We start from the raw sequence: 24051 nt of genomic DNA on the forward strand, positions 1-24051 counted from the left end.
ACTAACAGTTCGTAATTGTCGTCAAATGTTGTCGGAAGATGATGTGTAAAACTGCGTTCTAACAAAGCATTTAAGAGTGATTCCCAACGCTTGGCATTTTTCACTCCATCGTTGGGTTTTGTGTTTACGGTGGCATTGTTTAGGTTAGGTGGTAGCGTTGCTCACACCTTAATGCGGCGTTATGTGTATTGGAGTTCCGATGGAAATTTTGAATTTAATTAAAGAACCAATCTTTCTTGTTGCATCAACAGGAATGTCAATTTTAATTTCGGTAGCAGCAAATCTGCTAACTCCCAAAATTTATCAGTTATTATCCTTTTTCTCTTCTTCGCTTAAAACCAAACAGACTGAAAAGAAGCGGGCATATGTATCGAAGGTAATATTGGCTGCTTCAGATGAGAACAAAGTCATAAACATAAAGTTAGATGTTTCTTATGCATTGCTGAAATCATTGGTAATGATTGTTTTTAGCTTATTTCTATTATCCGTTTCACCTTATATATACTTCGCAGAGTATGTGGCTATTTTTATTTCATTATCTTTGGTCACTTATGCTCTTTCGTTGTTCAACAGTGCGCAAGTGAACTATAGAATTGCAACATTAGCGACTTTACGGGCTGAGAAAATGGCGTCTCTGAGAGCTGAGTTACGTGCTGCTTCTCTCAGTGAGTATGACAACTATGCTAATGAATATGTTGATCCTCATGAAGAAATGTACATGGAGTATCTAGCGGAATGGGATAAAAAGCACCTATAAAAATACACATAACAAACGCTTTAAGACGGATTCGCAACGCTCGGCGGTTTTTGTTTGGTTTAGCTTTTGTGTGTACGGTGCAATAATTGAGTCTTGTGGTAGCGTTGCTCACCACTTAAGCGGGCGTTATGTGTGTCGGGCCAATTTGCATTTAGGAGTACAGTTTGGCTAAAAAGTATTATGTGGTTTGGAAAGGTCGAGAGACTGGCATTTTCACAACGTGGGCGAAGTGTAAATCATTAGTTGACGGTTTTGCGGGAGCAAGATTTAAATCGTTTGCAACTTTAGAGGAAGCCGAATCTGCGTTTGGTAAAAAAGCAAAATCAACAGCACCAAAGGCTAAAACCAAGATCGTTAAAAAATCTAGCAAGTTGAAATCAGTTCCTCTATCTCAAGAACAAATAGACGCAATGCCGTTTGAAGTGAAAATCTACACCGATGGTGCTTGTGAACCTAACCCTGGAGAGGCGGGGACGGGGCTTGCTGTATATGAAAATAACAAGCTAACTGAACTCTGGTATGGTTTGTACCAATCATTCGGTACTAACAATACTGCCGAGCTTCATGGACTCAATCAGGCGCTATTACTTGCTAAGGAAAAGCTAGCAACAGGAAGTTCAGTTGGTATCTTTTGCGATTCAAAATACTCTATCGATTGTATTACAAAGTGGGCTAGTGGTTGGGAGAAAAAAGGTTGGACTAAGTCTGGCGGTGAAATTAAAAATTTGGACATAATTAAACCAGCTTATTCTCTCTACCAAGATATATCATCTCAAATTACGATTCACCATGTGAACGGGCATGTTGGTATTGAGGGTAATGAGTTAGCTGATAGGATGTCCATTATAGCTATTGAGTCTCAAGACGAGAGTCTTTCTTTGTATAGAGAAACTCATAATATTCCTGAACTTTTAGCGCTGCGTACTGGTTGATAGACACACATAACAAAGCATTTAAGAGTGATTCGCAACGCTTGGCATTTTCGCTTCGCTCAAGTATAGCCAAGCGTCGCTCACACCTTAATGCGGCGTTAGGCGACGGGCAGGAAAGTTCTTTGTTCTCATTTTCTTAGGTCTCTTTGAGCATTCGTTTTTCTAAGTCGGCAATTCAAGATTGTCGGTTCAAATTCTTGAATCTCTCTGGCCGTAAAACATGCCAAGGTTTGCGGGTTGCCTCATTGGTTTTCACAGTCGCTTGGTTGTGAGTTTAACTGGCTCAACGTGTGGAAAGGGCAAGTTAATCGTAGCTTTCGTTTTTGCTATTAGCTCGTAGCTGTTAGTTTCTCAGGTTCAAAAACTGCTTAGTCGCTGCAAATTCGCATTTCGTGGTCGTTGGAAATTTGGCTGAAACATAGTGAGTCTTGTGGTTCTTGAATCACAAAAAGTCAGTGGGTGTTTGGTAGCTTATTTTGTTTCGGGTAATCTGCTTTCAAACCAACTTAAACACTGGTGGGAAACTTCGCCTAACAAGGCGTTTAAGGCGGATTCACAACGCTTGGCGATTTTAGTTCAAGTCAGCTTAAGTGTTTAAGGTACAATGGTTTAAGTTTGGTGGTTGGCGTTGTTCACCACTTAACGCTGCGTTATACAAAAGGAGGTTTCAAAACCATGGATAAGGTTGATTGGCATAAAAATCATATTGATGACAGCACAATAATTACAGATAGCTATAAAACGACTCAGAATGTTCGCAGATATTTCAAATCAAAATTTGGCGAAAACTTTAAGTTTGATCGTGATTTCATGAATTGGATTAACAATGCCACAGGTTTGACAATGGGGGATGCCTCACAAGAATGGGCTAAACGACAGAAATCAAAGTAATTGATATTAAAGTACATTCACTAGGATTTAGTGGGTAGCCTACGCGCTGTAGGTTTTTGTATAACAAATTGTTCAAGAGGGATTCGCAACGCGTGGCATTTTTACTATGCGTTGAGTCTAGTGTTTAAGGTGGTATACAGCAGCTTTGGTATTGCGTTGCTCACCCCTTAACAAGGCGTTAGTTTGCAAAGGGCAGAAAAGCGTTTATGGTCTAAAAGCCTTGTTCTGCGTTCTAGCTATTCACCTGTTATTTCCCAAAGACTTTTTCATCGAAATAGGCATCTCGCGTAGCCAGTTTTCCGGCTAATTGGCTTTTGTGTCATTCAATTCTTCCGTGTTAGTAAGGTTCATTTCTCAATATTCTTGCACGCTGCTTCTTTGGTTTTGAAAGTTAAGTGTGAGCATTGAACATTGCATTTGTGGCTGTCGGCATCTACGAAAGTCTTCTTAGCCAAGTGCGTTTTGTTGGTTGGGTTTAAATTCTGAGCTGCCCGTTTTACTTTTGCGTTCAAAGCCAGTAGTTTTATAGCTAATTCAGCACCTTGGCGCTAAATCTCTGGTTTCATCGCGGTGGCAAACTAACAAAGCGCTTAAGACAGACTCGCAACGCGTGGCATTTTTAGTATGCGTTGATTTATGTGTTTAAGGTGTTATGCAGTGACTTCGTATTGCGTTGCTCACTACTTAGCTTAGCGTTATGTACTTTGGAGAAAATATGGAAGTTGTTACTACTGAAAAACACGTCTCAGAATATCCCAATCCGTTTTATTTGAAGCAAGGTGAGAAAGTAGCTCTAGGTACAATTGACGACGAGTTTCCCAACTGGATCTTTATAACCAGTGTCGAAGGGGAGCAGGGTTGGGCTCCAGTTCAATATATCGAGAAGATTGAAGGAAGCTCAGAAGGTATCTTGCTTGAAGACTATGACAATGTTGAGCTTAATACTGTCATTGGTGAAAAACTATCAGTGCTATTCGAACTCAATGAGTGGTATCGAGTTTCGAGGTCAACGGGTGAAATTGGTTGGGTACCAGTGCGTTCGGTACAACGTACATAACAATAAATTTAAGAGTGATTCACAACGCTCGGCGCTCTCACTTCAAGCCAGTTTAGTGTTTATGGCACAATGGTTTAGGTAAGGTGTTTAGCGTTGTTCACACCTTAATTTGGCGTTAGGCAGATAAGGAAATCATGAAGTTTAGAGTTAGAAAAGCATTACTAGATGATGTCGATAGAATCGCAAATATACACGTTAGTTCATGGGCATATGCGTACAATGGTCTGATGCCTCAGAGCTTTATCGAAAGCTATACATTAGAAAAGCGTCAAAAATTGTGGTCGAACATCATTGAGCGAAATTTGGCGGAAGTTCTCGTCGCGGATTGTGATGACGGATTAGTTGGTTTTCTGTGCTTTGGGCAGCCTAAAACTTTGAAAGGCACTGAAGTGTATGAACTGAGCTCGATTTACATTGCCCCTGATAAGGTTGGGACTGGTATTGGTCAAGCGCTTTATAATGAGTGCGAGAGATTGCTCCGCGTATTGAAGGCTCAAAAGGTTTCGTTGTGGGCACTTGATAGTAATGAACGTGCATTGAATTTTTATACAAAGCAGGGCTTTACTCCAACAGGTGAGATCAGTAAAGAGCGTACTAATGACGTTGTTTTGAATGATATAGAGTTAGCTAAGGAGCTATCTGCCTAACAAATTGTTCAAGAGTGATTCGGCACGCGTGGCATTTTTACTATGCGTTAAGTTTAGTGGTTAAGATGGTATACGGAAGCTTCAGTATTGTGTGCCTCACACCTTAACAAGGCGTTATACGCTTTTGAGGAAATAATCCAATATGAACAAGGTAGTATTCAGAAGTTGCGATGAGAATAGTCAGTATTGGGTTGTTCTAGAGAAGCTGTTTCAAACAGAATGGTCTGATTTTCTGCTCGTAGATACTTATAAAACCAGAATCTAATCTTCCACCGGTAATTGTCGCTCTCAGAGACAATCAAGTTATCGGTGGTCTTGCTTACTCGCGCTTTAAAGAACCTCATGGTGATTCAGAAGTTATTTGGTTTAATGCTGTTTATGTTTCACCAGAGTGGCGTGGTCAGGGTATTGCTAGTGAACTGATTAACCGAGGTGTTAGCCAAGTATCAGCAGCAACTCAAAGTAACCTGTATGCTTACACCAATGTACCATCGTTGTACGAGTCATTAGGTTGGTTAGTGGTTGACATTGAAAGTGAGCCAAATCATAAGGTTATGACAGTTTCGTTGTAGTGTCAGCACGCGTATAACAAAGCATTTAAGAGTGATTCGCAACGCTTGGCGTTTTCGCTTCGCTCAAGTATAGCCAAGCGTCGCTCACCCCTTAATGCGGCGTTATGTGCTTTAGGAGAAAACGATGAATAAGTGTCTAATCATCATATTAGCTAGTCTTTCACTTGGTGCTCTTGCTGAAGAAGAGTCCATTGACTGTAATAATGCGATGACCATAATCGAGATAAACCAATGTGCTGCTATTGAACTAGAGTCAGCACAAGTTAAATTAGACAAATATCTAAACACTAGCTTTGAGCACAACTCTCATGACTCAGAACTGATCGCAGCAATTAAGCTTGCTCAACAAGATTGGCAAGCATATATGTCCTCTCACTGTGATTCAGTTTATACGCAATGGCGTGATGGAACTATTCGTGGAATTATGGCGATATCGTGCAAAACTAAGTTAACTAAGCAAAGAACGCACGAGTTATGGGAAAACTTTTTAACTTATATGGACAGTACACCACCAGTTTTACCGGAGCCAAGTGTAGAGTAGGTTTCAACCACGCACATAACAAACTGTTCAAGAGGGATTCGCAACGCGTGGCATTTTCACTATGCGTTGATTTTAGTGATTAAGGTGGTGTGCGGTGGCTTCGGTATTGCGTTGCTCACCCCTTAACAGGGCGTTATATTTAATATAAGTAAGGAGTACTTGGTGTTTATTAAGCGAGCATGGAACGGCGAAATAGCAGTCTGGCAATCCGTCGTATTGGTAAGTATTGTTGGCTATATTCTTACGTTTGCAGTGGTTACAGCTATTAATATGGCTTTACTGCAAATTAAGTTAGTTGGTTGGATTGATAGCTACTATATAGTTTTCATGAAAATTTCAATGTCTATATTCTTCTTAACATTTGGTATTTTTGCCACTAGATCTTTATGGAGATCTGCGAATAACCCTAAAGCAAAAATCGGGCATGCAATGGCTCGATTTTGGGCGATTTGTTTAGGCTTGTATATCGCCGGACTCATAATGAGATGGTTATCGATTGTGTAATATTAAATATAACAAACTGTTTAAGAGTGATTCGCAACGCGTGGCATTTTTGCCATGCGTTGATTTTAGTGATTAAGGTGGTGTGCGGTGGCATTGGTATTGCGTTGCTCACACCTTAACAGGGCGTTATATTTTTTGGAGTTATTTTGGAAGTCAATCAGTTTTTAATATTTACGGTGTTTTGTTTTGTTTTTTGGTTAGTAGCTTTTTCAATAATTGTAAATATGTACTTACTTAATCAAAAATTAACTTTTTCTTCAAAAGGTAACCGCTTGATGATTAGTGGGATGTTGATTGGTGGAATCACTGCTGCTTTTCTCGTGGTGGTGACAGGTAAAAAAGCTCAACTTGTATCAGATATAACGGACCCTAGTGAAATTCAAATGTTTAGAGATGTGCAAGAGTACTTGGTTATATCAATTGACAACTTTTTCCAATTGTTCGCACAAATAGTAACGTTAGTTGGTGGAGGTACAACCGGGGGATTATTTGCATCAGGGTTAGTTTCAAAAGTTGATTCTATGTACGAGAATTGTAACAAATCTCTATGTGCAACTAATATTCAGTATACTCCTCAAATTTACAAACCTAATTCACTAGATAAGTTTGCTAGAGTTGGGCTTTCAGTTAAAGAAGCCTACAGACGCAGTAGTAAAATATAACAAACTGTTTAAGAGTGATTCGCAACGCGTGGCATTTTTACTATGCGTTGGCTTAGGTGTTTAAGGTGGTATGCGGTGACATCGGCATTGCGTTGCTCACACCTTAACAGGGCGTTAGGCGAAAGGTAAGATATGAAGATTGGTGAACAAGATATAAATAGGGTGTTCGTAGTCGAGTGCTTACGTGAAAATGATTTGAGTACAGGTACGAAGATCATGGAACATATCTTAGCTCAAGAACCAAATGCGGATGTAAGATATTTAAACTGTATCGGCAAGTCAGACTTTTTACGGCATCTCAACGAAATACTAAATGCTGCTACTAGCGATGATGGTTTTCTATTGTTTATTGAAGTGCATGGATCTGTCGCAGGAATTGAACTTGGAGGGGATCTTGTTCCATGGTCGGAACTAACGACAATCCTTCAAGCCATAAATGAAAGATTACATATGGGGCTAGTGGTAGTTTTTTCATGTTGCTTTGGTGTTCACTTTTACAGGCAGACGTCGATTTTGGGACGAAGTCCTTATTATGTAATGTTTGGAGTTGATAACAGCATTTATGCTGATCGCTTGCTTAAAATGAATCAAGCTCTAGTGGATGGTTTCTACTGCAATGATAGTCTTATGGAAATTGAAACTCGTGCGAATACACAGTTAAACATACATGATATAAATTTAACTCATTTGGAAGCAGGTGCGCTCTTGGTAGGTGCATTTACTAATTACTTTACCGAGCAGTTAGCAATTGTCCCTCTATTGAATAGATTTGAAGAAACCTATCAAGTGTATCGGCGAATTACGCCCGAAAACGCAATGACTCATTCTCAGTATAAGAAGCACTATTTTGACTTTATCTTTAAGCGTGAAACATTGGAGAATGGCTTCAATGATATTCGAGAAAAATTTCTTATGACTGATCTTGATGGGACGTTGTATGAAAGATTTCACGTGGACTTCGATGAGGTTTATAGCAGGCTAAATGTAGAAGCTAGAATAAAACAGGTCTGTGGTGAAATTTTCGCCTAACAAAGCATTTAAGAGTGATTCGCAACGCTTGCCGTTTTCGCTTCGCTCAAAGTATAGGCAAGCGCCGCTCACACCTTAATGCGGCGTTATATGCAATGGATTGGAATATTTATGAAAGGATTTAATCAGATCTTAAATGGTTTTTCTTGGGGAATTGGCTTCTCAGTTGCACTCATTCTGAGTGGGTTGGTTTATACAAAGTTCGTTGAACCGTCGCTCGGAAATATTCTTGAAGACAAAGAAATCGATGATAAAGCAATTGAGTATTTGGCAGATTTCAAAACTGCCTATGGTTTAACATTGGAAAATGTCTTCAAAGATGGGGACGATGTGCGTTTGGCTGTCGTACAGGAAAACCTTACAGAAGAAGCGTTATATTCTCGTGAGGTTTTAGCATCTGCGTTCGATGTGAATGGTAATTTTATTGGTAATTGTATCGGTGAAAATGAAATCTTCATTATGCAGCCAAAAGAAACCTCTTATCTTGAAATCAAATGTGGGTTTGTGCCATCGCAAGTCGAGCAAATCGAATCATTTAGGTTAAGGATTAAGCCGATTTAGTAAGCACCAGAAAATTGCATATAACAAACTGTTCAAGAGGGATTCGCAACGCGTGGCATTTTCACTATGCGTTGGTTTTGGTGTTTAAGATGGTATGCGGCGACTTTGGTATTGCGTAGCTCACCCCTTAACAGGGCGTTAGGCGATTAGGAGAGTTCATTGTTCGAAGTTGGTAAATTTTATAACCGTCGCTCTGATATTCACGGAGTATACAAAGGGCAACAGTATGGTGGTATTGCTACACCAGCTAATCATCCTTATGTATTTATATTTACCAGCGATGCTGGTGAAGAGTTCGGCTATTCTGATGGTTTTGGCCCTGATGGTACGTTTAGGTATACAGGCGAAGGCCAAGAAGGTGATATGCAGATGGTCAAAGGTAATTTGGCAATCTTCGATCACCAGAAAAATAAAAAAGAAATCTTGTTGTTTGAGTCGACGACAAAAGGTTTTGTGCGTTTCGTTGGTGTATGTAGTTACATTGAACACCACATCGAGCAGCGACCAGACAGAAATGGTCAGCTTCGAGATGCTTTCATCTTTCACTTGGATGTACTTCCACAATCAAGGCTCCCAGGAGTGGAAAATGGAAAGTCTCCTTACTTAACAAAACCAACCAGAAGTAAATCACTTAAGCAATTACGCGATATCGCTACCGCTGTCACCCCAAGTAATGTGGATGTTAAAGAACAAGTTGCTCATATCCGTTATCGTAGTGAAGCTATAAAGTTATATGCTAAAAAGCGCGCAAATGGGGTTTGTGAAGGTTGCAGAAGTAAGTCACCCTTTGAAACTAAGGCTGGACCTTATTTAGAAGTCCATCATTTAACCAGGCTTGCTGACGGTGGTGCTGATTGCCCGGAAAATGTTATCGCTCTATGCCCTACGTGTCACAGGAGAGCGCATTATTCAATCGACAACAAAGAGTTCAACGAAAAGTTGTTAAAAACAGCCCTTAGCATCGAAGAAAAAATCGCCTAACAAGTTGTTCAAGAGGGATTCGCAACGCGTGGCATTTTTATTGTGCGTTGGTTTTAGTGATTAAGGTGGTATGCGGAGACATCGGTATTGCGTTGGCTCACCCCTTAACAAGGCGTTAGCTGTTAAAGTGTAATGGGGTATATATGAGAAAGTTAGATAGACCGCTTTATTGGGTGTATAAAAAAACAAATCGATTCCCGTTAACTTCAGTGAAAGGTTTTTTTACGATATTTGCTTTATTTATTGTTGTGAATTTATTGGTTGGTGATGCCTCTCAACAGCAATGGGTTTCCATACCACTGGGGTTGATAGGGGCTTCAATCCCATTGCTAATGGGGTTTGTGTTAACTAAGTTAAAGTTCAACTTCCTTCTTAATCGTATACCCAAAGCAGAGCATGCTTACTTTATACAAAGTGATATTGGATACGCACTGGACAAAGGGGTTAGGTGGCTAATATCTACTTATATTTCGTTGTTGCTGTACTTGTGGCTTTTGGGGTCAACTCTTGTAATTGTATCTATGCCAATACTGATAGCCGTGTCGTGACAACACAGCTAACAAAGCATTTAAGAGTGATTCGCAACGCTTGGCGTTTTCGCTTCGCTCAAGTATAGCCAAGCGTCGCTCACACCTTAATGCGGCGTTAGTTGCCAACGAGAAAAACGTAGCTAAAACAGGATGTTTAGGTCTAATAACTAGCGTGTTTTTTGCTTGGTTTTGTGTTTCGAGTTTCAGGGTTTTGTCTGCATAAATCGCTCTTCGTTCTTTTGTTGGTTTGCCGCTTCAGAAGCTGATTAGACTTGTTGAAAGTCTGCTCTGCTGTATTGTCGTTCCAAAAGGTTTATTTGGTGCTCAAAGTTCGTTTTCTACGGCGTTTTGATTTCCAAGTGGTTTCAGGGAGGGTTACATGCCCGTTTACGAGTGATTAACGATGGAACAGCCTGCCAGTTTAATTCATTTAGCATGTCGTCAAGATGAGGGAGTAAGTGGTTGATAGCTTCGCTATGAACTAACGACGAACATTTTTCTAAGGGGGTTTCACCAACAACCCAATGGCCAAGCTGAAACTTGATTAATTCTTGGTGAACACTATGACATTGTAAGTAACGCCTTACGTAATGGCGGCCAAAGTTGAGCGGCAAGTCTATGAACTCACGTAGATACTTTGGCCCTGAGTTCTGGATACGTATTGAGCTCTGTTCTTCTTCATTCCCCTGGTTATTTGGGTTGTCTTGTAAAAATAATAGGAATAATCCGTCGTTGGTATGTGAGTTTTTCACTGATAAAAACCATTCAAGTTTTTCAACTTTGGACGGCAAATTTATTGCTTGGTGATCACAACACTGTGCATGAAATTGTTGAGATTCACGGGGATAATGGTGACTTATCAAGTTGGCCATTGTCTGCACATGTTTTTGATAATATCTTAACTGCGTTTCGAGTATCGAAGGGCATGCGATGATTCTAGTATGAGAAAAGGTTTTGCTAGAGTCTTTGTCTGAAATACACAGTGCGTGATAGCGTATCAACAACAAGTCAAAACTAGGGGGAGGGTTATAAACTGCTCGATATCCAGAAGCATTGATAAGTAATATTAGTGTATAAACGGTATATTGATTGTTGTAGTTAATTAATTCCGCAATGTTTTTGACGGTATCAAATGTGCTCCATTGTTCCAGTTTGCGGCGATGTTGAGCTATCCAGTTAGTCAGAGCTTCTTTGGTCGGGGTGTATTGAGACCCGATACCTATTTTTTCGTCGTAAACTATCGCATTTTTGAGCGTTGGTAGCTGATACTGTGGGTCGTATAGTTGAATCTGTTCGAACATCTCTGCCCATATATCCTGCGCTTTTTGGTTTACCTCTTCTTCGGAGTACCATGCGTAATGTCTGGGAGAGCGACTGTAATAGCTTAATTCACCACTTAAGATCTCTAACAGTACTGGGTCGTGCTTTTCTCTTGCCATCATACTATTCGACAAATAGTGCTCGATTCGCTTTAAGCCAATTTGGCAGTGGTATAAAAAAAAGAAGAGCGTTGGCTGCTAGTTCATTTTGGTGGTCATAAAAAATAAATAAAAGTGAATAAAGTGGTCGTTGGCTCATCCATCCTTTAGCTGATACTGAATTACTGTATTGTTTATAATAATCAGGATTTATATCAGTGAACAAATCGAATAGTTTACTTAATGTTGGAATGTCGATTTCAAATGCTTGGCTAAAGTATGCTTGATTAAGCTTAAATAGGTACAACAGTGAAGCATGAACTTTTTGTAAACCACGAAAATCTTCTGGGCAATCTATAAGCTCTAAGATTTGCTCGATATTATCTAGCATTTCATTTGAAGCTAGTGGGAGAAGTTCTTTTATGTCATCTTGATTTGGTGTTGACATGTTGCTCTCCTACAAATCAGCTTTAGATATTGATAGAAAGCTCGCTACTTTTTCAGCTGAATTCAGTGCGGGGAAGTAGGTGAGCCATTCTTTAGATTGGTAAATACTTCGTTTCCCTTCGTCTTTACTAAACCATGATCGTAAATAGAAACTGATTTTTTTGTGTCGCTGACGAAGCACTTTGATAGCAGGTCGTTGGTTAAATCGAAGAGAACAATTCCGCGTCTAACTGCCGCAGAGGGTTTCTTCTTAAGCACAAAAACTAGTACCGAGGAATCCTCAGGTAGTTGATGCTGCGCGATAGCGCAGCTTAGCTTGGTTAGAGTAAACCAACCCGTTAATATCTTATAGCGTTTGTGATATCTATAGCAGATGATTGGAGACTGAAGAGATAGTAAGTTAAACAAAAACGCTGTTCGGTCTATCCCTTCGTTTGAAGTTCTTAGGCCGCCGTGAGGATTGGCGTGCTTAAATAGATCTACGATAATATCGTCGGAGCTTAGATCTTTGATACTCACATTTATAAGATCGACATTATTGGGTAGAGAAGCATCGAACCTAAAAATTTCACCTTTCAAAGTTACCTTCCGCCACAATTAACTCAGATATAAATATTTTAGAATTGTTGACCAAGATGTGTCCAAATTTACGCAAATAAATGTGATTTGGTTCAAAGGTATGAGTCAAAATCAACGTTCCAAAAGGGTTTTGACGTTTTAACAATGATTTAAAATATAATTAAATGTCTTGACATGGTAGGGGTCGGCGATTCGAGTTCGCCCGGACCCACCAAATTTTAGAAAAAGCCCACCAAACGGTGGGCTTTTTTGTATCCATAATTTGTTGATACTCAGATTTAAACACCTTACTTTTCCTTTGCACTCTTTCTACAAATACTCCGTATTGCCATCAGTGTAAATTTGATTGGTTTTACAAGAACTTAACTCGTTCATCTAAACATTCATTGGAGCCCATTTCGAATTCGCGGCAAATCCAAGGCCTATTTTCGTAAATCGTACACATTAATGTGTCTCTGTCTAAAGCTGCACACCAACCATCATTTAGCCGCATCATGGTTTCGCCTCCATACTGGTCACGTGCAATAAACTCTTCAGGTACGCCAGTATCTGAAATAATCATAACCTCGAGACGGCAACAACAAGCCTTACAGTTAGAGCAAGATACATCAGAGGGCAGGGGAGAGGGAGTCTTAGTTGGTATAATCATGAATAACTACAATTTGGTCAATTGTGCATGGTACCGTAAATTTAGCACGAATGAACTTTATTTCTGAAATAGAACACCCTATTAACGATAAACCAAGTGAACGCATTTTATGCGTTCACTTGCCCGCCTTTCCGAGTAAGTCGGTAGAACTGACAGTGATTCACACCAATTAACCTTATAGTCAGTGTAATTTTGAACGCCGATTCTTTGGCATACGTGTACTTTACACAAGATCTGCTTCTGTAAAGTTTGTTTTAAATGTGAAAGCAAATGGCGTATCTCCGTTTTCGCGCAAATGCTGAAGGCGTAACAAGGCTTCTTGTGGTGTTGGTATATAGCCGTCTTCTACCCACCACAGAACATAGCTATCCTCCGCTAGACGATGAAACCATTCGCTTTTTCGGCGCATAAAATCTCTATGACCGGTACGAAACATAAAGTTTTTAAGTGAGTCAGTACTTTCCCAAATAGACATGTTTACAATCATGTTCGGGTCATCAAATAATTTAATGCTTGTTGCATCACCGGAGTCGTCTTTTAGACGCCAGATAAAGCCTTCACTTTCTTCAGCTATACCATTAATTAAGTCCAAATTGTCTACGAAATCTTTAATTTCTGGTGCATCCAAAGGATATTTAGCAAGCGCAATATTTAATTGAGCTAATTTCATTTCATGACCCTCCCTGGTCGATAAGCCTGTAATGCTGGTAAAAAGCTCTAAGTAGCTTTTCCTATTTTATCATGCAGTGTGTTGCTAGTGCCTTCAAAGGTCAATTGGAAAGTTAGTGACTGTGGCGAGTCATTGGATGGCAAAAAAGTCGTTTTATACATTGGTTATGTTGAGCATAAGCCCCTCTTTTCTCGCGATTATCGTCGGTAAGTCTCACTCAAGAGAGTTGCTATCTTGGATATGCAGCAGTACTCTCATTTTCTGTGGCAAGCCTTGCGCTTCTATACTTCTTATTGAGATTCGATCCTCACTTTTTGGTGTGTGAACGTGAGATAGTGTTCATGTCACTCATTAATTTAAGTTGTTTGGCTGAACGTTAGGAGGAGCTTTGATTACAAAGATAACAAGAAATGCCATTTTGCTTGGCCTAGTTCCCATTGCTGTTTTTGTTGTGGCTTTTAATTCAATAGCCAATTTTTACATCAGCTATATCAAAGAGACTAAAATAGACACCTATGTCGATTATTTACACCAACGATCCATGTATTTGGATGAGGCGATTGTAAAGCAGGTTGCGCAGTTAGATTTCACGTGCAGTAATAGTGATGTTAGAACATTACGCGATCCACGTTTTTATAACCATTACATCCGTTTTATTGCGATGGAAACGAGTGACGGTAAAACATGCTCCACGATTGGTCGTGAAGTATCTCATTTATCCAATGCGCAACGATTTCAGCTTGGCGAAAACTTTTTTGCATCACTTATTTTACCGGAACACCAAGATCAAGTTGAGTGGATGGTCATTTATGAAAATGAACATGTTGAAGTTGTCTGGGTTCTCGATAATAGTTGGGTTAAAGAAGTGATAAAAACGCCTTGTGAAGACTGTTTGTTCGTCGAGTTTATATATGATGAGCCTGTATTTGGAGATTTAACAATAAGTCGAGGAAAACCAGCCATTGCAGCAGAAGAAGCGGCAGTTTCAAAAGAGTTATTCTTCTCGGCTGATTCTCAAGCCAATATGCTCATCAAAATACACAGTGGCGAGAAACTGAAGAGCTATGCTCAGGAAAGAGTCTTTCTATGGGGAGGCCTAACCAGTGTGCTTATGGGGCTGGCTCTTGCGTTTGTATATGTGTCCAGTAAGAGCTTGAGAAAGTCTATCAAAGGCTTGATCCAGAATGGGATTAATAATGCGGAATTTATCCCTTATTACCAAGCGATTGTCGATAGCCGTGATGGTGTAACAGTGGGGTATGAAGCACTGATTCGGTGGTCTCGTCGTGAGGGTATGGTGTCGCCAAACATGTTCATTGGCGCTGCAGAAGAAAGTGGTCTGATTGTCCCAATGACGAATCAGCTTATTCGTAAAATCATACAAGATCTTAGTGTGTTACCTGAGCATGTGTGGGTCAGCATCAATATTGTTTCTTCCCATTTAGAGTCAGGTGAACTCACTAAGTTACTGTCAGAACTGAATTGGCCATGTCCGAAGAGAGTGCATTTTGAGTTGACCGAGCGAATTCCTGTAAAAGATACAGAGGCAGCGAAAAAAGAGATTTTGTATCTGGCGAATAAAGGCTACAAGTTCAAAATTGACGATTTTGGGACTGGGTATGGCGGCTTTTCTTATTTGCAAGATCTGGGTATCCGATGCTTGAAAGTGGATAAGATGTTCATCGACCCAATAGGCTCTGATGACCAAAAATTGAAAGTGTTGGATTCTATTGTCTCGGCAGCAAAGAAAGCGGAATGTGAGATGATTGCAGAAGGTGTAGAGAGCGAGGCTCAAGTCGCGTATTTGGCTCAGCATTCTATTTACCTTATTCAAGGGTATGTCTACGCTAAACCAGAGCCTATTAACAACCTTGTGATGACTTAAAGCAAGGCATAATGGGGCGTATTCATTATTAAAGGTGTCTTTCGGCACCTTTTTTATTACTGAACTTTTTTGGGTTCACTGTTCGATAGAACACCTGTGAGGTCTTAGAATTCAAACGGAGTTTACAGAGAATATGAACGCCCGATTCTAGCATCGGGCGTTAGGATTTTACTTAGGAAGAAAGGGCGGCTTTTTTGGTTTTTAATGAAGCGATCAATTGAGGGAGCAATGACATAACAATCATCCCTAGCATCAAGCTGTATTGGAGAGGGGTGAAAGTCTCACCTAATAGCAGCAAACCTGACACAATGCCCGCAACGGGGTTGGCAATACCACCAAAAGTAAAGTCAACGACCGACATACGCTGCAATAGCCAAACATACATGCCGTAGCCTAATGCAGTGTTCAGAATGATCACCCACAGCAGCCCAAGGGTGTTCGTCATTGATAAGTTTTGAATGGCTGTAACGTATGGCTCTGGATTGTTTATTGCCAGCATGCTTGTTGCGACAGACATAATCACACCACCCAAAATGAGCTGCCATGTTAATACTGTCCACCAATGCATTTTCGTTCCTAGTGACTTCGTTACGCTACTGCCTACCACAATACACATGATGGCGGAGATCATCGCCAGCAAGCCCATAGGGTTGAGCGAAATAGAGCTAGGATCAAATAAGAACCAAGCCAAAGCAATCAAAGTCGCTCCGCTTATTGCCTGTATTGCGCTTGGCTGGCGCTTATAGACTGCCCAGCCAAATAGCATCGCAAAAACGGGCACTGATACCATACCGACACCTGAGATCGCAGAAGGAAGCGTCAACGCCATGACAAAAATGAGACCAAAGAAGCAAGCGATGTTGATAGTTCCTAAAACAAGCAGCACTTTCCATTCACTCTTTTTCGGGAAAGATGGCTTTATTGCGAGGAGCAAAAGACCCGCAGGCAATGCTCTTAGCGCACCAAGTAAAACGGGAGGCCAGTCCGGAAGCGTAAACTGAGTAACAGCATAAGTTGTCCCCCAAAAAAAAGCCGGGATCATTGCAAGCAAAATATTCATGTTAAATATCTTTACGTTGAGATAATTAATTGTAAAGATATCGGTAAGGTTACTTTTTGTAAAGTATCTTTATGTTAAAATAAAAATTAAATGACGTTTGGAGAGAAACCATGGACGCAATTGATAGAGTGGTAGAGCAGTGGGCTAAGGAGAAACCAGAGCTCGACACTGAACCGATGGCAATTATGGGTCGGCTAATGCGAATTGCTAAGCACATGGAGTGTCAGGTCGCTGACCTACATAAGAAGTACGATCTTAAGATGGGTGAATTTGATGTGTTGGCGACACTTCGCCGAGCAGGTTCACCATACTGCCTTACTCCCTCGGCGCTAATTGATTCGATGATGCTCACTTCGGGCGCGATGACGAACCGATTAGATAAACTCGAGAAGAAAGGCTTTATTACCAGAACACACAGTAAAGAAGATAGACGCAGTGTCACCGTTGAGTTAACCGAAAAGGGCTTAACCTTAATTGACAAGTTGATCTTAGAGCATGTGGACGTTCAGCAATCGCTGCTACATGGTTTAGAAGGCAATGAGAAAGCGCAGGTTAACCAGGCGTTAAGGCTACTATTGCCTTTGTTTGAGTAAAAGATACAGGAAGGGTGGGGCGGAATGAGAAGCAAAGAGTTAGAAGGCTATTTAAGTACCTTTATGTGTGCAGAGAGTGATTTCCCATTTGGGCCAGAAGCACTTGTATACAAAATCAAAGGTAAAATGTTTGCGATTATTGCAGAGAGAAACGGTCGGGAGTATGTCAGCGTAAAAGTAAAACCAGAAGATGGAGAAGTCTTAACATCGCAGTTTACGGATATTACTCCTGGTTATCACCTAAATAAGCGTCACTGGATAACGGTTTATTTTAATGGTGATGTGGAAGATGGATTGATTCAGGATTTATGTGAACGCTCTTATACTCTCGTCGTTGCCAAACTACCAAAAGTGCAACGAGCATTGCTTGGTCAGTAATAGCTATTACAGAAAAATTCGCACCTTTTCCATCCTCAAGCTATATAAGAATAAGTAGGCGGAAAAGTAGGAATGATATGCGAGCATTATCTGAATGGCTAAAAGAATATGGGGAGAGCCATCAAAACCCCATCAACCAAAAGATTCACACAATCGCAGTTCCGGGTATTTACCTATCTGTGGTTGGTCTAATTTGGTCAATTCCTCAAATCTCCATCTTGGGTTTCGAGTTTAACTGGGTCTGGATTGCTGTCATACCTGTATGGGTTTTCTATTTTCGTTTGTCTCTCAGCGTCTTTATGATGATGTTAGGGTATACATTAGCGTGCATCGGCCTGATATGGTCTTTGGAGGTATTGGCGCTGCCCGTACTGCATATTTCGATGCTCCTATTCGGTGTACTGTGGATCTTGCAGTTCATTGGTCACAAAATAGAAGGGAAGAAACCGTCTTTTTTCGAAGATTTGCAGTTTCTTCTTATTGGTCCAATTTGGGTGTTCCGAAAACATTAACTCACTCCGTAATTAACAAGCTGATATCTCCCTGTATTGTGCGATCATGCTAGCGTCCATAAGGTCGTAAAATGCGCAGCATGATGTGCCGCTTTCTCATTGCCATGACAAGCATTCGCTTCTGATTCACACTATCATTAGAGTGCAGCTAAAGCCGTTACTTTGCCTGAATGTTTGTGGCTAGTGACATTGTCACTTGGGGGGATGAATGTACGACCGACAACATAAATATGCCTATTGGCGAGAAGAGCGTAAAAAAGGCAAATGGCATTACATCATGAAGTCTTTTTTTATGATTTGTTGCGCACTATTGCTTGGTAAAGTCATTGGTTTATTCATTTTTGGTGAGTTGCACTCCCTGAGTGATATTTTGGAGCAGCTGCCCGCGGATCTTTTTATCATGATGCTAGTGGGCTTCCCGGTTAGTGTTATCGGCTGGTATCACGAGGAGTCGAAGTTTTTCCGAGCGTTACGACGTAAAGAAAAACGCTTGAAAATGAATCGAGATAAACAAAGCTAACTCTGCATCGATCTTTGTGTTATTTACTCGTCTGATTCACATATTTCTTTCAAGTTATTCGGTATTTTGCGTTAGGCCTCGCAAGCATGTCATTAAACTTATTGCAAAAAACGACATCATACATTCTGTTAGTCAATCTCGACAGGAACTCGTATTGCGAGGTGTTCCAGCAGCCTGAAGCTACTGGGCAGATAGAACGGAGGATATTATGGATAGTGAATCAATGCTTCATAGTCAGAAAATATATTTTTGTAATGATGAAGCGTTAGTCGAGCAGCAAACACAGTGTTTAGAAGTTCTTTACGATTACAACCAAACTCGGCCTTCTGAATCTGAAAAGCGTACAGAAATATTACGACGTTTGCTCGGCGCTGTTGGTGACAACTGCTATTTTGAGCCGCCGCTTCGAGCGAATTGGGGGAGGCATACATACGTTGGTGATAACGTGTATGCAAACTTTAACTTAACCCTAGTCGATGATACGTATATCTATATTGGCAATAGCGTCATGATTGGGCCCAATGTGACACTAGCAACGGCAGGCCACCCGATTGAACCGGAGCTCAGAAGAGAAGTTGCGCAATTCAATATCCCTATTCATATTGGTGATAATGTATGGATCGGCGCTAACTCAGTGGTATTGCTTGGCGTCAAGATTGGAGAAAACAGCGTAATTGGTGCTGGTAGCGTGGTAACGAAAGATATACCAAGTAATGTTGTTGCGGTAGGGAACCCGTGTCGTGTATTGCGAGAGGTAGGCGAGCATGACAAAGAATTCTATTACAAAGAGCGTCAAATCACGCACAACATGTATCAACGATAACAAAGGTAAATGCCCATGGTTTATACGATGTCAGTATAGAAAAGTTAAAAAACGAAATTTAACATCAGGGTGTAAAGATTGGCGCCGTTATCTTCTGGTATCGATGAAAACGCGCCAGTATCGTTATTGTGGGCGTTAAACTTTTGCCATTCAGCATTCAGTGACACGTTATAATCTAGGTCGTATCTCACCCCAAACAGATAGCTGTCCCCATTCTTTGTATCACTGCTATTAAACTGCTGGCCGTAAACTATGTAGGGGGTCAATTTATTCACGTTGTAACTCGTTGTTGCGTACCAAGAGGAGGAAATGTTGCTGGTTTGTCCTTCCGCCATTATCACAACGTTATCAAGCTCATACCTTACTCCTAGAGAAAACTGGTCAATCGTATTGCCTTTTTCTTTTAGAACCAAACGGTCAATTAACATGGTTCCCCCTTCAGGTGTGGATTGCTTGGTGTTGGAGAGAACCGTAGTTTGGTCATAGTCGCCATGTAGATAAGAGAAGTTTAAACGGTAGGCATTTCCGCTGAGTGTTAAGTTTATTCCGGCTGTGTTGTCTGATTCGATCTTCAGTTCAGTGTCTTCGTTGAGGGTGACATCACTGCTGTCTTTAAACCCTATAAACGGCATTGCAGTAAGCATGATTTGCTCATTGAGGTCGTGATTCCAGCGAATGGATAAACCATTGTAAGCGGTGATGCCTAATATGCTGTCATACACTTCATTTGGTGGTCGAGCTTGAGTAAAAGCGTGACCGACATAATTATACTCAGACATCAAAAACAGCGGCAGCCTCAATCGTCCCCCACGTATCTCTACATTTTTATAGGTATAAGCTAAATATGCCCACTCTAATTGGGTCGAGTTCCAATGATCTTGCGGACGCTTGACTATCTGTGCGGATGCTCGAAATGCCTTGTAAAAGTAATCAAGCTGCAGGCCGAAGGTTGTGTCACAATCGTAGCAGGCTTCATCATGAATAAAGCGGTTGACGAGAACCGTTGTGGAGTTATCCGACTTAGACCAAGATGTCGAACCAAAACCACTCAAAGACAGGTGTTCTGATAACTCAATGGTGGCTAAGCTCGGAAAGGCGACAATACTCAGTGATAACATGGTCAAATATTTTTTCATATTAATCCTCCGAGCTCACCACACACAAAATACGAGCATTTCCAGGCACGCTCGAAGCAGGGGCATAACCAATCCGATTGGGCTTTTCTTGCATCCACGTGATCAGCGCATCAATGCTAGAGTTTGCAATCACTTTGGGTGGCCTCGCTTTGCCTGAAAAAGACAAGCTCGCCCAGTGCGCGTTCATTTGCGCCAAGTTTTTATTGAGAAGGTAGCGATAGAACTCCGCTCTCTCCGCTGATGTCGCTGGCCAGTCAGATAGCTCAATTCTCTGCCCTTGTAAGAGTTGCGTTTTTCCTCTGTACAACTTTCGCGCTTTATTGATGGTTAGGGGCGAGAACTCACTATTAAACGAGAAAACGGCGTAGCTCTCTGCAGCAAGTACTTGACTATCTATTGGTAGAAGGAAAACAACAATGAATAGGTAGCGTTTTATGCAGCGCAAAAGAAAACAGAGGAGAGAAATGTCGCCGCTCATCATCGCTACCTATATCGCATTTTCAATCTGGTACAACAGCTTTTCTCTACGAACAGGCTTGGGTACATAAGCGTCCATGCCTGAATCGAAGCAGCGTTGAATGTCATCATCCACAACACTTGCCGTTAGCGCGATAATGGGAGTCTTCGGAAGACCCTTACTTGCTTCATAGGCGCGTATTTGTCGTGAGGCTTCGAACCCATCCATGATCGGCATCATGCAGTCCATCAAAATGATGTCAAACCTACCATCTTTTTGGAACATTTCGACCGCAACCTGTCCGTTTTCGGCCACTTCAAATTGATAACCTGCTTTGGATAAAAGCAGCGAAGCGACTTTTTGATTTACTCTGTTATCTTCGACGAGCAAAATCCTTTCTGAGCGAATAGGCGTCACGGTCGCTTCTGATTGTTCAGCATGCGAGGTTTTTGCAGGAGTGTGAATGGTGTTTGTTGCCAGTCGCTTTTCATCAGAAGCAATATTGGAAATGCGTAGTCCAATAGCTTTATCTAATTTCTCTTTCAACAAACCCGCTTTAAAAGGTTTGGGCACATAATCATCCATTCCAACATCAAAACACTTTTGAATGTCATCATCGACTACACTTGCTGTTAGCGCGATAATTGGGATTCTGATCGTCCGTTTTTCTTTTGCTTCAATTTGACGGATCATTTTGGTTGCTTCAAACCCATCCATCACAGGCATCATGCAATCCATTAAGATTAAGCAGTATTGATTTTGTTGAAACATATCTACGGCTTCTTCTCCGTTTACGGCGATATCAAAGTCGAAGCCCGCTTTTGTGACGTGTAATCCAGCGATTTTTTGATTGACGGTGTTGTCGTCGACCACCAAGATTTTTGGGAAAGTCTTAGCATTGGTTGTTGTCGTGTTCTCTTTGTTTACTTGAGGGAAGTTTGCAGCACAAGTTTCAAGTGCTTTTACTAAGCGCTGTCCTAAGAGGGGTTGAGTGACCAATGCACTAATGCTGTTACCAAAATCACGTTGGGCGCTATGAAGGTGTTTAATAAGACAAACTCGAACATTTTGCATGCAAAGTCTTTTCATTTCACCTAGATGTTTGGCTGCGGTATTTGGAGAAGTTTCTACGTTGATAACAATGATGCGCTCGTTATCAATCCACGTTGGCAGAGCATCCAGTGTATTTACTGATTGCTGAACATTGATGTGGAAAAAGCTCAACTCGTCACGGAGCTTTTGCTCCAAAGTAGGGTTGTTGCAAACTATCCATATATCGTTGTGATTAAGGGAGTGATAGCCATTGAACTCTTGAGTCACAATTGGAGCCGTAAGTTCGAAGAGAAATCGGCTACCTTTGCCTTTCTCGGATTCAAGCTGAATCTCACCTCCCATCAATTCTACCAGCTGCGTGCTAATTGCAAGCCCAAGCCCTGTCCCTCCAAACTGTCGGGTGGTGGAGTTATCTTCTTGGGCGAAAGGAGCAAATATCTTCTTTTGTTGCTGCTCATCAATACCGATCCCTGAGTCTTTGACTGAAAACTCGATGCTCGCTTCACCATTTTTGATTTCTCTAGTGATGACAGAGAGTTCAACGCTACCTTGTTCGGTGAACTTTACGGCATTGGACATGAAGTTCATGATAATTTGGCGTATACGGTGATCATCCAACATAACGTGATAGGGCGTATTGCGGCTGATGCTGACTTGAACATCAATGCCTTTTTCTTTCGCTTTCGGGGAAATAATAGAAGCAATATCGTAGATGGATTCACGAACACAGGTTGAATGAGGGCTGATAAGCAACATACCAGATTCAATTTTAGAGAAGTCCAGAACGTCATTTATTAAGCTCAACAGTAATTGCGAGGAGGTTTCTATCGTGTCGACATAATCACGCTGTGTCGCCGTTAGCGGCGTGTCTGACAAAACTTCTGAAATGCCAATAACGCCGTTTAAAGGGGTTCGAATCTCATGAGACATATTCGCCAGAAAGCTACTTTTGGCTTTGCTTGCCTCGATGGCATCATCTTTCGCCTTTTCAGCATCTTCTTTGGCTTGGGTTAACTTTTGTCTTGACTGCTCACGTTCATAACTCAGTTTTTTTACCTCTTTAGCAAACTTACTGAGTTCATCTTTCCCTTTGGTCAACTCTGTCAGTGGTGAGTTTTCATTGTTGTCCTCTTCGTAAGTTTCTCGACTTAGGAATTCGAGGACTAAATTCAAGTTGCCAGTGACCTTACGCACTAACCTCAGTGTCAAACTCACAACCAGTAATGTCACGAGGCTCATTAGCGCAATGAAGCCAATGCGGTGCTGTGTTGTTTCACTGATCGTCTTGGATATATCCTTCACAAGTTGTTGTTCCATCTGGTCATCAACGTTACGTAATAAACTTAAGCGTTTATAAAGCGCAGACAACCCGTCATCTATTTGAGCGGGGGTCAACACGCTAAGGTTTGTTGGCTGCAACAAATTGGTTCGAAATGCTTGGCTTTTAACAAACACATTATCGGTAAAGGTTTCGATGAGGAGGTTGACTTGCTGCTTATTCGCATTAAGTGTGACAAAACGTTCGAACAGCAGTTGTTGGTTCTGGATTAATGATTGGATACTGGCTTGGATAGCTGGATCGTAAATCTGCCCCTGTTCTGTGGATTCCACTAAGTATTTGCTGAGTCTATGCTCTTCTGTTGACCAAAACATTAACCACTCAAGCTGCATCAATGAGGAGAGGTGAGTGTTGGTTTCATAACTTACATGGCTGAAGTAGACCCTATCCAAACTCAAAAGAATCTCTTTGAATGTGTCGGCACGCCACTCAGCAGCATCTAACTTATCTTCTGTATTATTGGACGAGAGCATTGACAGTGTTGCTTCTTCGAAATTTGCGAGCTGATTTAATATATCGGCATTGTCACCAAAAACAGGTGAAGCTGTATCTTGTAAAGTTTGAACGAGCTGGCGGGTTTCTTGAGCGTTATTCGCGACCCTTGGATCGCTCGTCAAATAATAAAGCGAGGAAACACGATCTATATATCGGGAGAAGAGTTGTGCTTTTTGAAGTTCTTGAGCTTGGATAGAGAGGTTTTGTACATGTTTGCCCGCCAGAAGCAATAACAATAAGATTGGTAGTAGGACCAATCCAAAAAGTTTCTGCTTCACAGACAAGTTGTTCCAAGCAAATATCCCGACCACACGCGTTTCCATATCCAAAGAGTTGATATGAAAAGTGTAGTTTACCTATCTCAAATGTTAGA

Annotated in this window: 26 protein-coding genes and 1 pseudogene; 19 read left to right on the plus strand and 8 right to left on the minus strand. The window is 41.1% G+C overall.

Annotated features, from left to right (window positions below; genetic code table 11):
- Window positions 1-199: 199 nt before the first annotated feature.
- The 13 genes and pseudogenes from LIX84_RS14610 (at window position 200) to LIX84_RS14700 (ending at window position 9682) form a co-directional block, all read left to right on the plus strand.
- On the plus strand, window positions 200-757 hold the full coding sequence (locus LIX84_RS14610; protein WP_226421599.1) for a hypothetical protein: 558 nt from the start codon (window positions 200-202) through the stop codon (window positions 755-757).
- 164 nt (window positions 758-921) lie between these two features.
- Window positions 922-1689, plus strand: coding sequence for a ribonuclease H family protein (locus tag LIX84_RS14615; RefSeq protein ID WP_025634655.1), 768 nt, complete (start codon window positions 922-924; stop codon window positions 1687-1689).
- Between the two features lie 675 nt (window positions 1690-2364).
- The gene (locus tag LIX84_RS14620; RefSeq protein WP_226421600.1) at window positions 2365-2580 is read left to right on the plus strand and encodes a DUF6434 domain-containing protein; all 216 of its coding nucleotides are present in this window, start codon (window positions 2365-2367) and stop codon (window positions 2578-2580) included.
- Between the two features lie 715 nt (window positions 2581-3295).
- Window positions 3296-3637 carry an SH3 domain-containing protein gene (locus LIX84_RS14630; RefSeq protein WP_029807792.1) on the plus strand — a complete coding sequence of 114 codons (342 nt, stop codon included), beginning with the start codon at window positions 3296-3298 and terminating at the stop codon, window positions 3635-3637.
- 134 nt (window positions 3638-3771) lie between these two features.
- The gene (locus LIX84_RS14635; protein WP_226421601.1) at window positions 3772-4284 is read left to right on the plus strand and encodes a GNAT family N-acetyltransferase; all 513 of its coding nucleotides are present in this window, start codon (window positions 3772-3774) and stop codon (window positions 4282-4284) included.
- A gap of 142 nt (window positions 4285-4426) precedes the next feature.
- Window positions 4427-4856 (plus strand): annotated as a pseudogene (locus LIX84_RS14645) (GNAT family N-acetyltransferase).
- 124 nt (window positions 4857-4980) lie between these two features.
- Window positions 4981-5397, plus strand: a complete 417-nt coding sequence (locus LIX84_RS14650) for a lysozyme inhibitor LprI family protein (protein ID WP_137027298.1) — start codon at window positions 4981-4983, stop codon at window positions 5395-5397.
- 162 nt (window positions 5398-5559) lie between these two features.
- Window positions 5560-5901 carry a hypothetical protein gene (locus LIX84_RS14660; protein ID WP_226421602.1) on the plus strand — a complete coding sequence of 114 codons (342 nt, stop codon included), beginning with the start codon at window positions 5560-5562 and terminating at the stop codon, window positions 5899-5901.
- Between the two features lie 146 nt (window positions 5902-6047).
- Window positions 6048-6563, plus strand: a complete 516-nt coding sequence (locus LIX84_RS14670) for a hypothetical protein (protein WP_154217767.1) — start codon at window positions 6048-6050, stop codon at window positions 6561-6563.
- Window positions 6564-6695: 132 nt separating this feature from the next.
- Window positions 6696-7592, plus strand: coding sequence for a hypothetical protein (locus LIX84_RS14675; protein ID WP_226421603.1), 897 nt, complete (start codon window positions 6696-6698; stop codon window positions 7590-7592).
- 111 nt (window positions 7593-7703) lie between these two features.
- Complete coding sequence (locus LIX84_RS14680; protein WP_226421604.1) at window positions 7704-8153, plus strand: metal ABC transporter ATPase; 450 nt, start codon at window positions 7704-7706, stop codon at window positions 8151-8153.
- 159 nt (window positions 8154-8312) lie between these two features.
- Entirely contained in the window at window positions 8313-9134 is an 822-nt protein-coding gene (locus tag LIX84_RS14690) for an HNH endonuclease (RefSeq protein ID WP_226421605.1), read from the plus strand.
- 143 nt (window positions 9135-9277) lie between these two features.
- Entirely contained in the window at window positions 9278-9682 is a 405-nt protein-coding gene (locus tag LIX84_RS14700) for a hypothetical protein (RefSeq protein WP_226421606.1), read from the plus strand.
- Window positions 9683-10029: 347 nt separating this feature from the next.
- Here LIX84_RS14700 and LIX84_RS14705 read toward each other — a convergent pair whose 3' ends face one another.
- The 4 genes from LIX84_RS14705 to LIX84_RS14720 form a co-directional block, all read right to left on the minus strand.
- Window positions 10030-11106, minus strand: a complete 1077-nt coding sequence (locus tag LIX84_RS14705) for a hypothetical protein (protein WP_226421607.1) — start codon at window positions 11104-11106, stop codon at window positions 10030-10032.
- Window position 11107: 1 nt separating this feature from the next.
- Window positions 11108-11530 carry a hypothetical protein gene (locus tag LIX84_RS14710; RefSeq protein WP_226421608.1) on the minus strand — a complete coding sequence of 141 codons (423 nt, stop codon included), beginning with the start codon at window positions 11528-11530 and terminating at the stop codon, window positions 11108-11110.
- Window positions 11531-12460: 930 nt separating this feature from the next.
- Complete coding sequence (locus tag LIX84_RS14715) at window positions 12461-12757, minus strand: YkgJ family cysteine cluster protein (RefSeq protein WP_074191235.1); 297 nt, start codon at window positions 12755-12757, stop codon at window positions 12461-12463.
- Window positions 12758-12980: 223 nt separating this feature from the next.
- Window positions 12981-13427: a DUF3291 domain-containing protein gene (locus tag LIX84_RS14720; RefSeq protein WP_005393454.1), complete on the minus strand. Its 447-nt coding sequence runs from the start codon at window positions 13425-13427 to the stop codon at window positions 12981-12983.
- Between the two features lie 388 nt (window positions 13428-13815).
- Between LIX84_RS14720 and LIX84_RS14725 the strand changes: the two genes are divergently transcribed.
- A complete protein-coding gene (locus tag LIX84_RS14725) occupies window positions 13816-15312 on the plus strand; it encodes an EAL domain-containing protein (protein WP_226421609.1) in 1497 nt (498 codons plus the stop codon).
- Between the two features lie 172 nt (window positions 15313-15484).
- Here LIX84_RS14725 and LIX84_RS14730 read toward each other — a convergent pair whose 3' ends face one another.
- Entirely contained in the window at window positions 15485-16372 is an 888-nt protein-coding gene (locus LIX84_RS14730) for a DMT family transporter (protein WP_170891379.1), read from the minus strand.
- Window positions 16373-16482: 110 nt separating this feature from the next.
- Between LIX84_RS14730 and LIX84_RS14735 the strand changes: the two genes are divergently transcribed.
- From LIX84_RS14735 to LIX84_RS14755, 5 genes are all read left to right on the plus strand, one after another.
- Window positions 16483-16965, plus strand: coding sequence for a MarR family winged helix-turn-helix transcriptional regulator (locus LIX84_RS14735; protein WP_226421610.1), 483 nt, complete (start codon window positions 16483-16485; stop codon window positions 16963-16965).
- Window positions 16966-16989: 24 nt separating this feature from the next.
- The gene (locus LIX84_RS14740; protein ID WP_005393450.1) at window positions 16990-17343 is read left to right on the plus strand and encodes an MmcQ/YjbR family DNA-binding protein; all 354 of its coding nucleotides are present in this window, start codon (window positions 16990-16992) and stop codon (window positions 17341-17343) included.
- Between the two features lie 77 nt (window positions 17344-17420).
- On the plus strand, window positions 17421-17855 hold the full coding sequence (locus LIX84_RS14745; protein ID WP_012841889.1) for an Mpo1 family 2-hydroxy fatty acid dioxygenase: 435 nt from the start codon (window positions 17421-17423) through the stop codon (window positions 17853-17855).
- Window positions 17856-18063: 208 nt separating this feature from the next.
- A complete protein-coding gene (locus tag LIX84_RS14750) occupies window positions 18064-18375 on the plus strand; it encodes a hypothetical protein (protein WP_005393448.1) in 312 nt (103 codons plus the stop codon).
- Window positions 18376-18583: 208 nt separating this feature from the next.
- On the plus strand, window positions 18584-19198 hold the full coding sequence (locus tag LIX84_RS14755) for a sugar O-acetyltransferase (RefSeq protein ID WP_226421611.1): 615 nt from the start codon (window positions 18584-18586) through the stop codon (window positions 19196-19198).
- A gap of 44 nt (window positions 19199-19242) precedes the next feature.
- On the opposite strand, the gene LIX84_RS14760 is transcribed toward LIX84_RS14755, so the two are convergent.
- From LIX84_RS14760 to LIX84_RS14770, 3 genes are read right to left on the minus strand one after another with little or no spacing between them, the layout of a single operon-like run.
- Complete coding sequence (locus LIX84_RS14760) at window positions 19243-20334, minus strand: outer membrane protein (protein WP_226421612.1); 1092 nt, start codon at window positions 20332-20334, stop codon at window positions 19243-19245.
- 1 nt (window position 20335) lies between these two features.
- Window positions 20336-20812: a hypothetical protein gene (locus LIX84_RS14765; protein WP_005393443.1), complete on the minus strand. Its 477-nt coding sequence runs from the start codon at window positions 20810-20812 to the stop codon at window positions 20336-20338.
- 9 nt (window positions 20813-20821) lie between these two features.
- Window positions 20822-24001, minus strand: a complete 3180-nt coding sequence (locus tag LIX84_RS14770; protein WP_226421613.1) for a response regulator — start codon at window positions 23999-24001, stop codon at window positions 20822-20824.
- Between the last annotated feature and the right edge of the window lie 50 nt (window positions 24002-24051).

The sequence above is a fragment of the Vibrio sp. E14 genome, from assembly GCF_020515785.1.
Classification (GTDB): Bacteria; Pseudomonadota; Gammaproteobacteria; order Enterobacterales; family Vibrionaceae; genus Vibrio; species Vibrio diabolicus.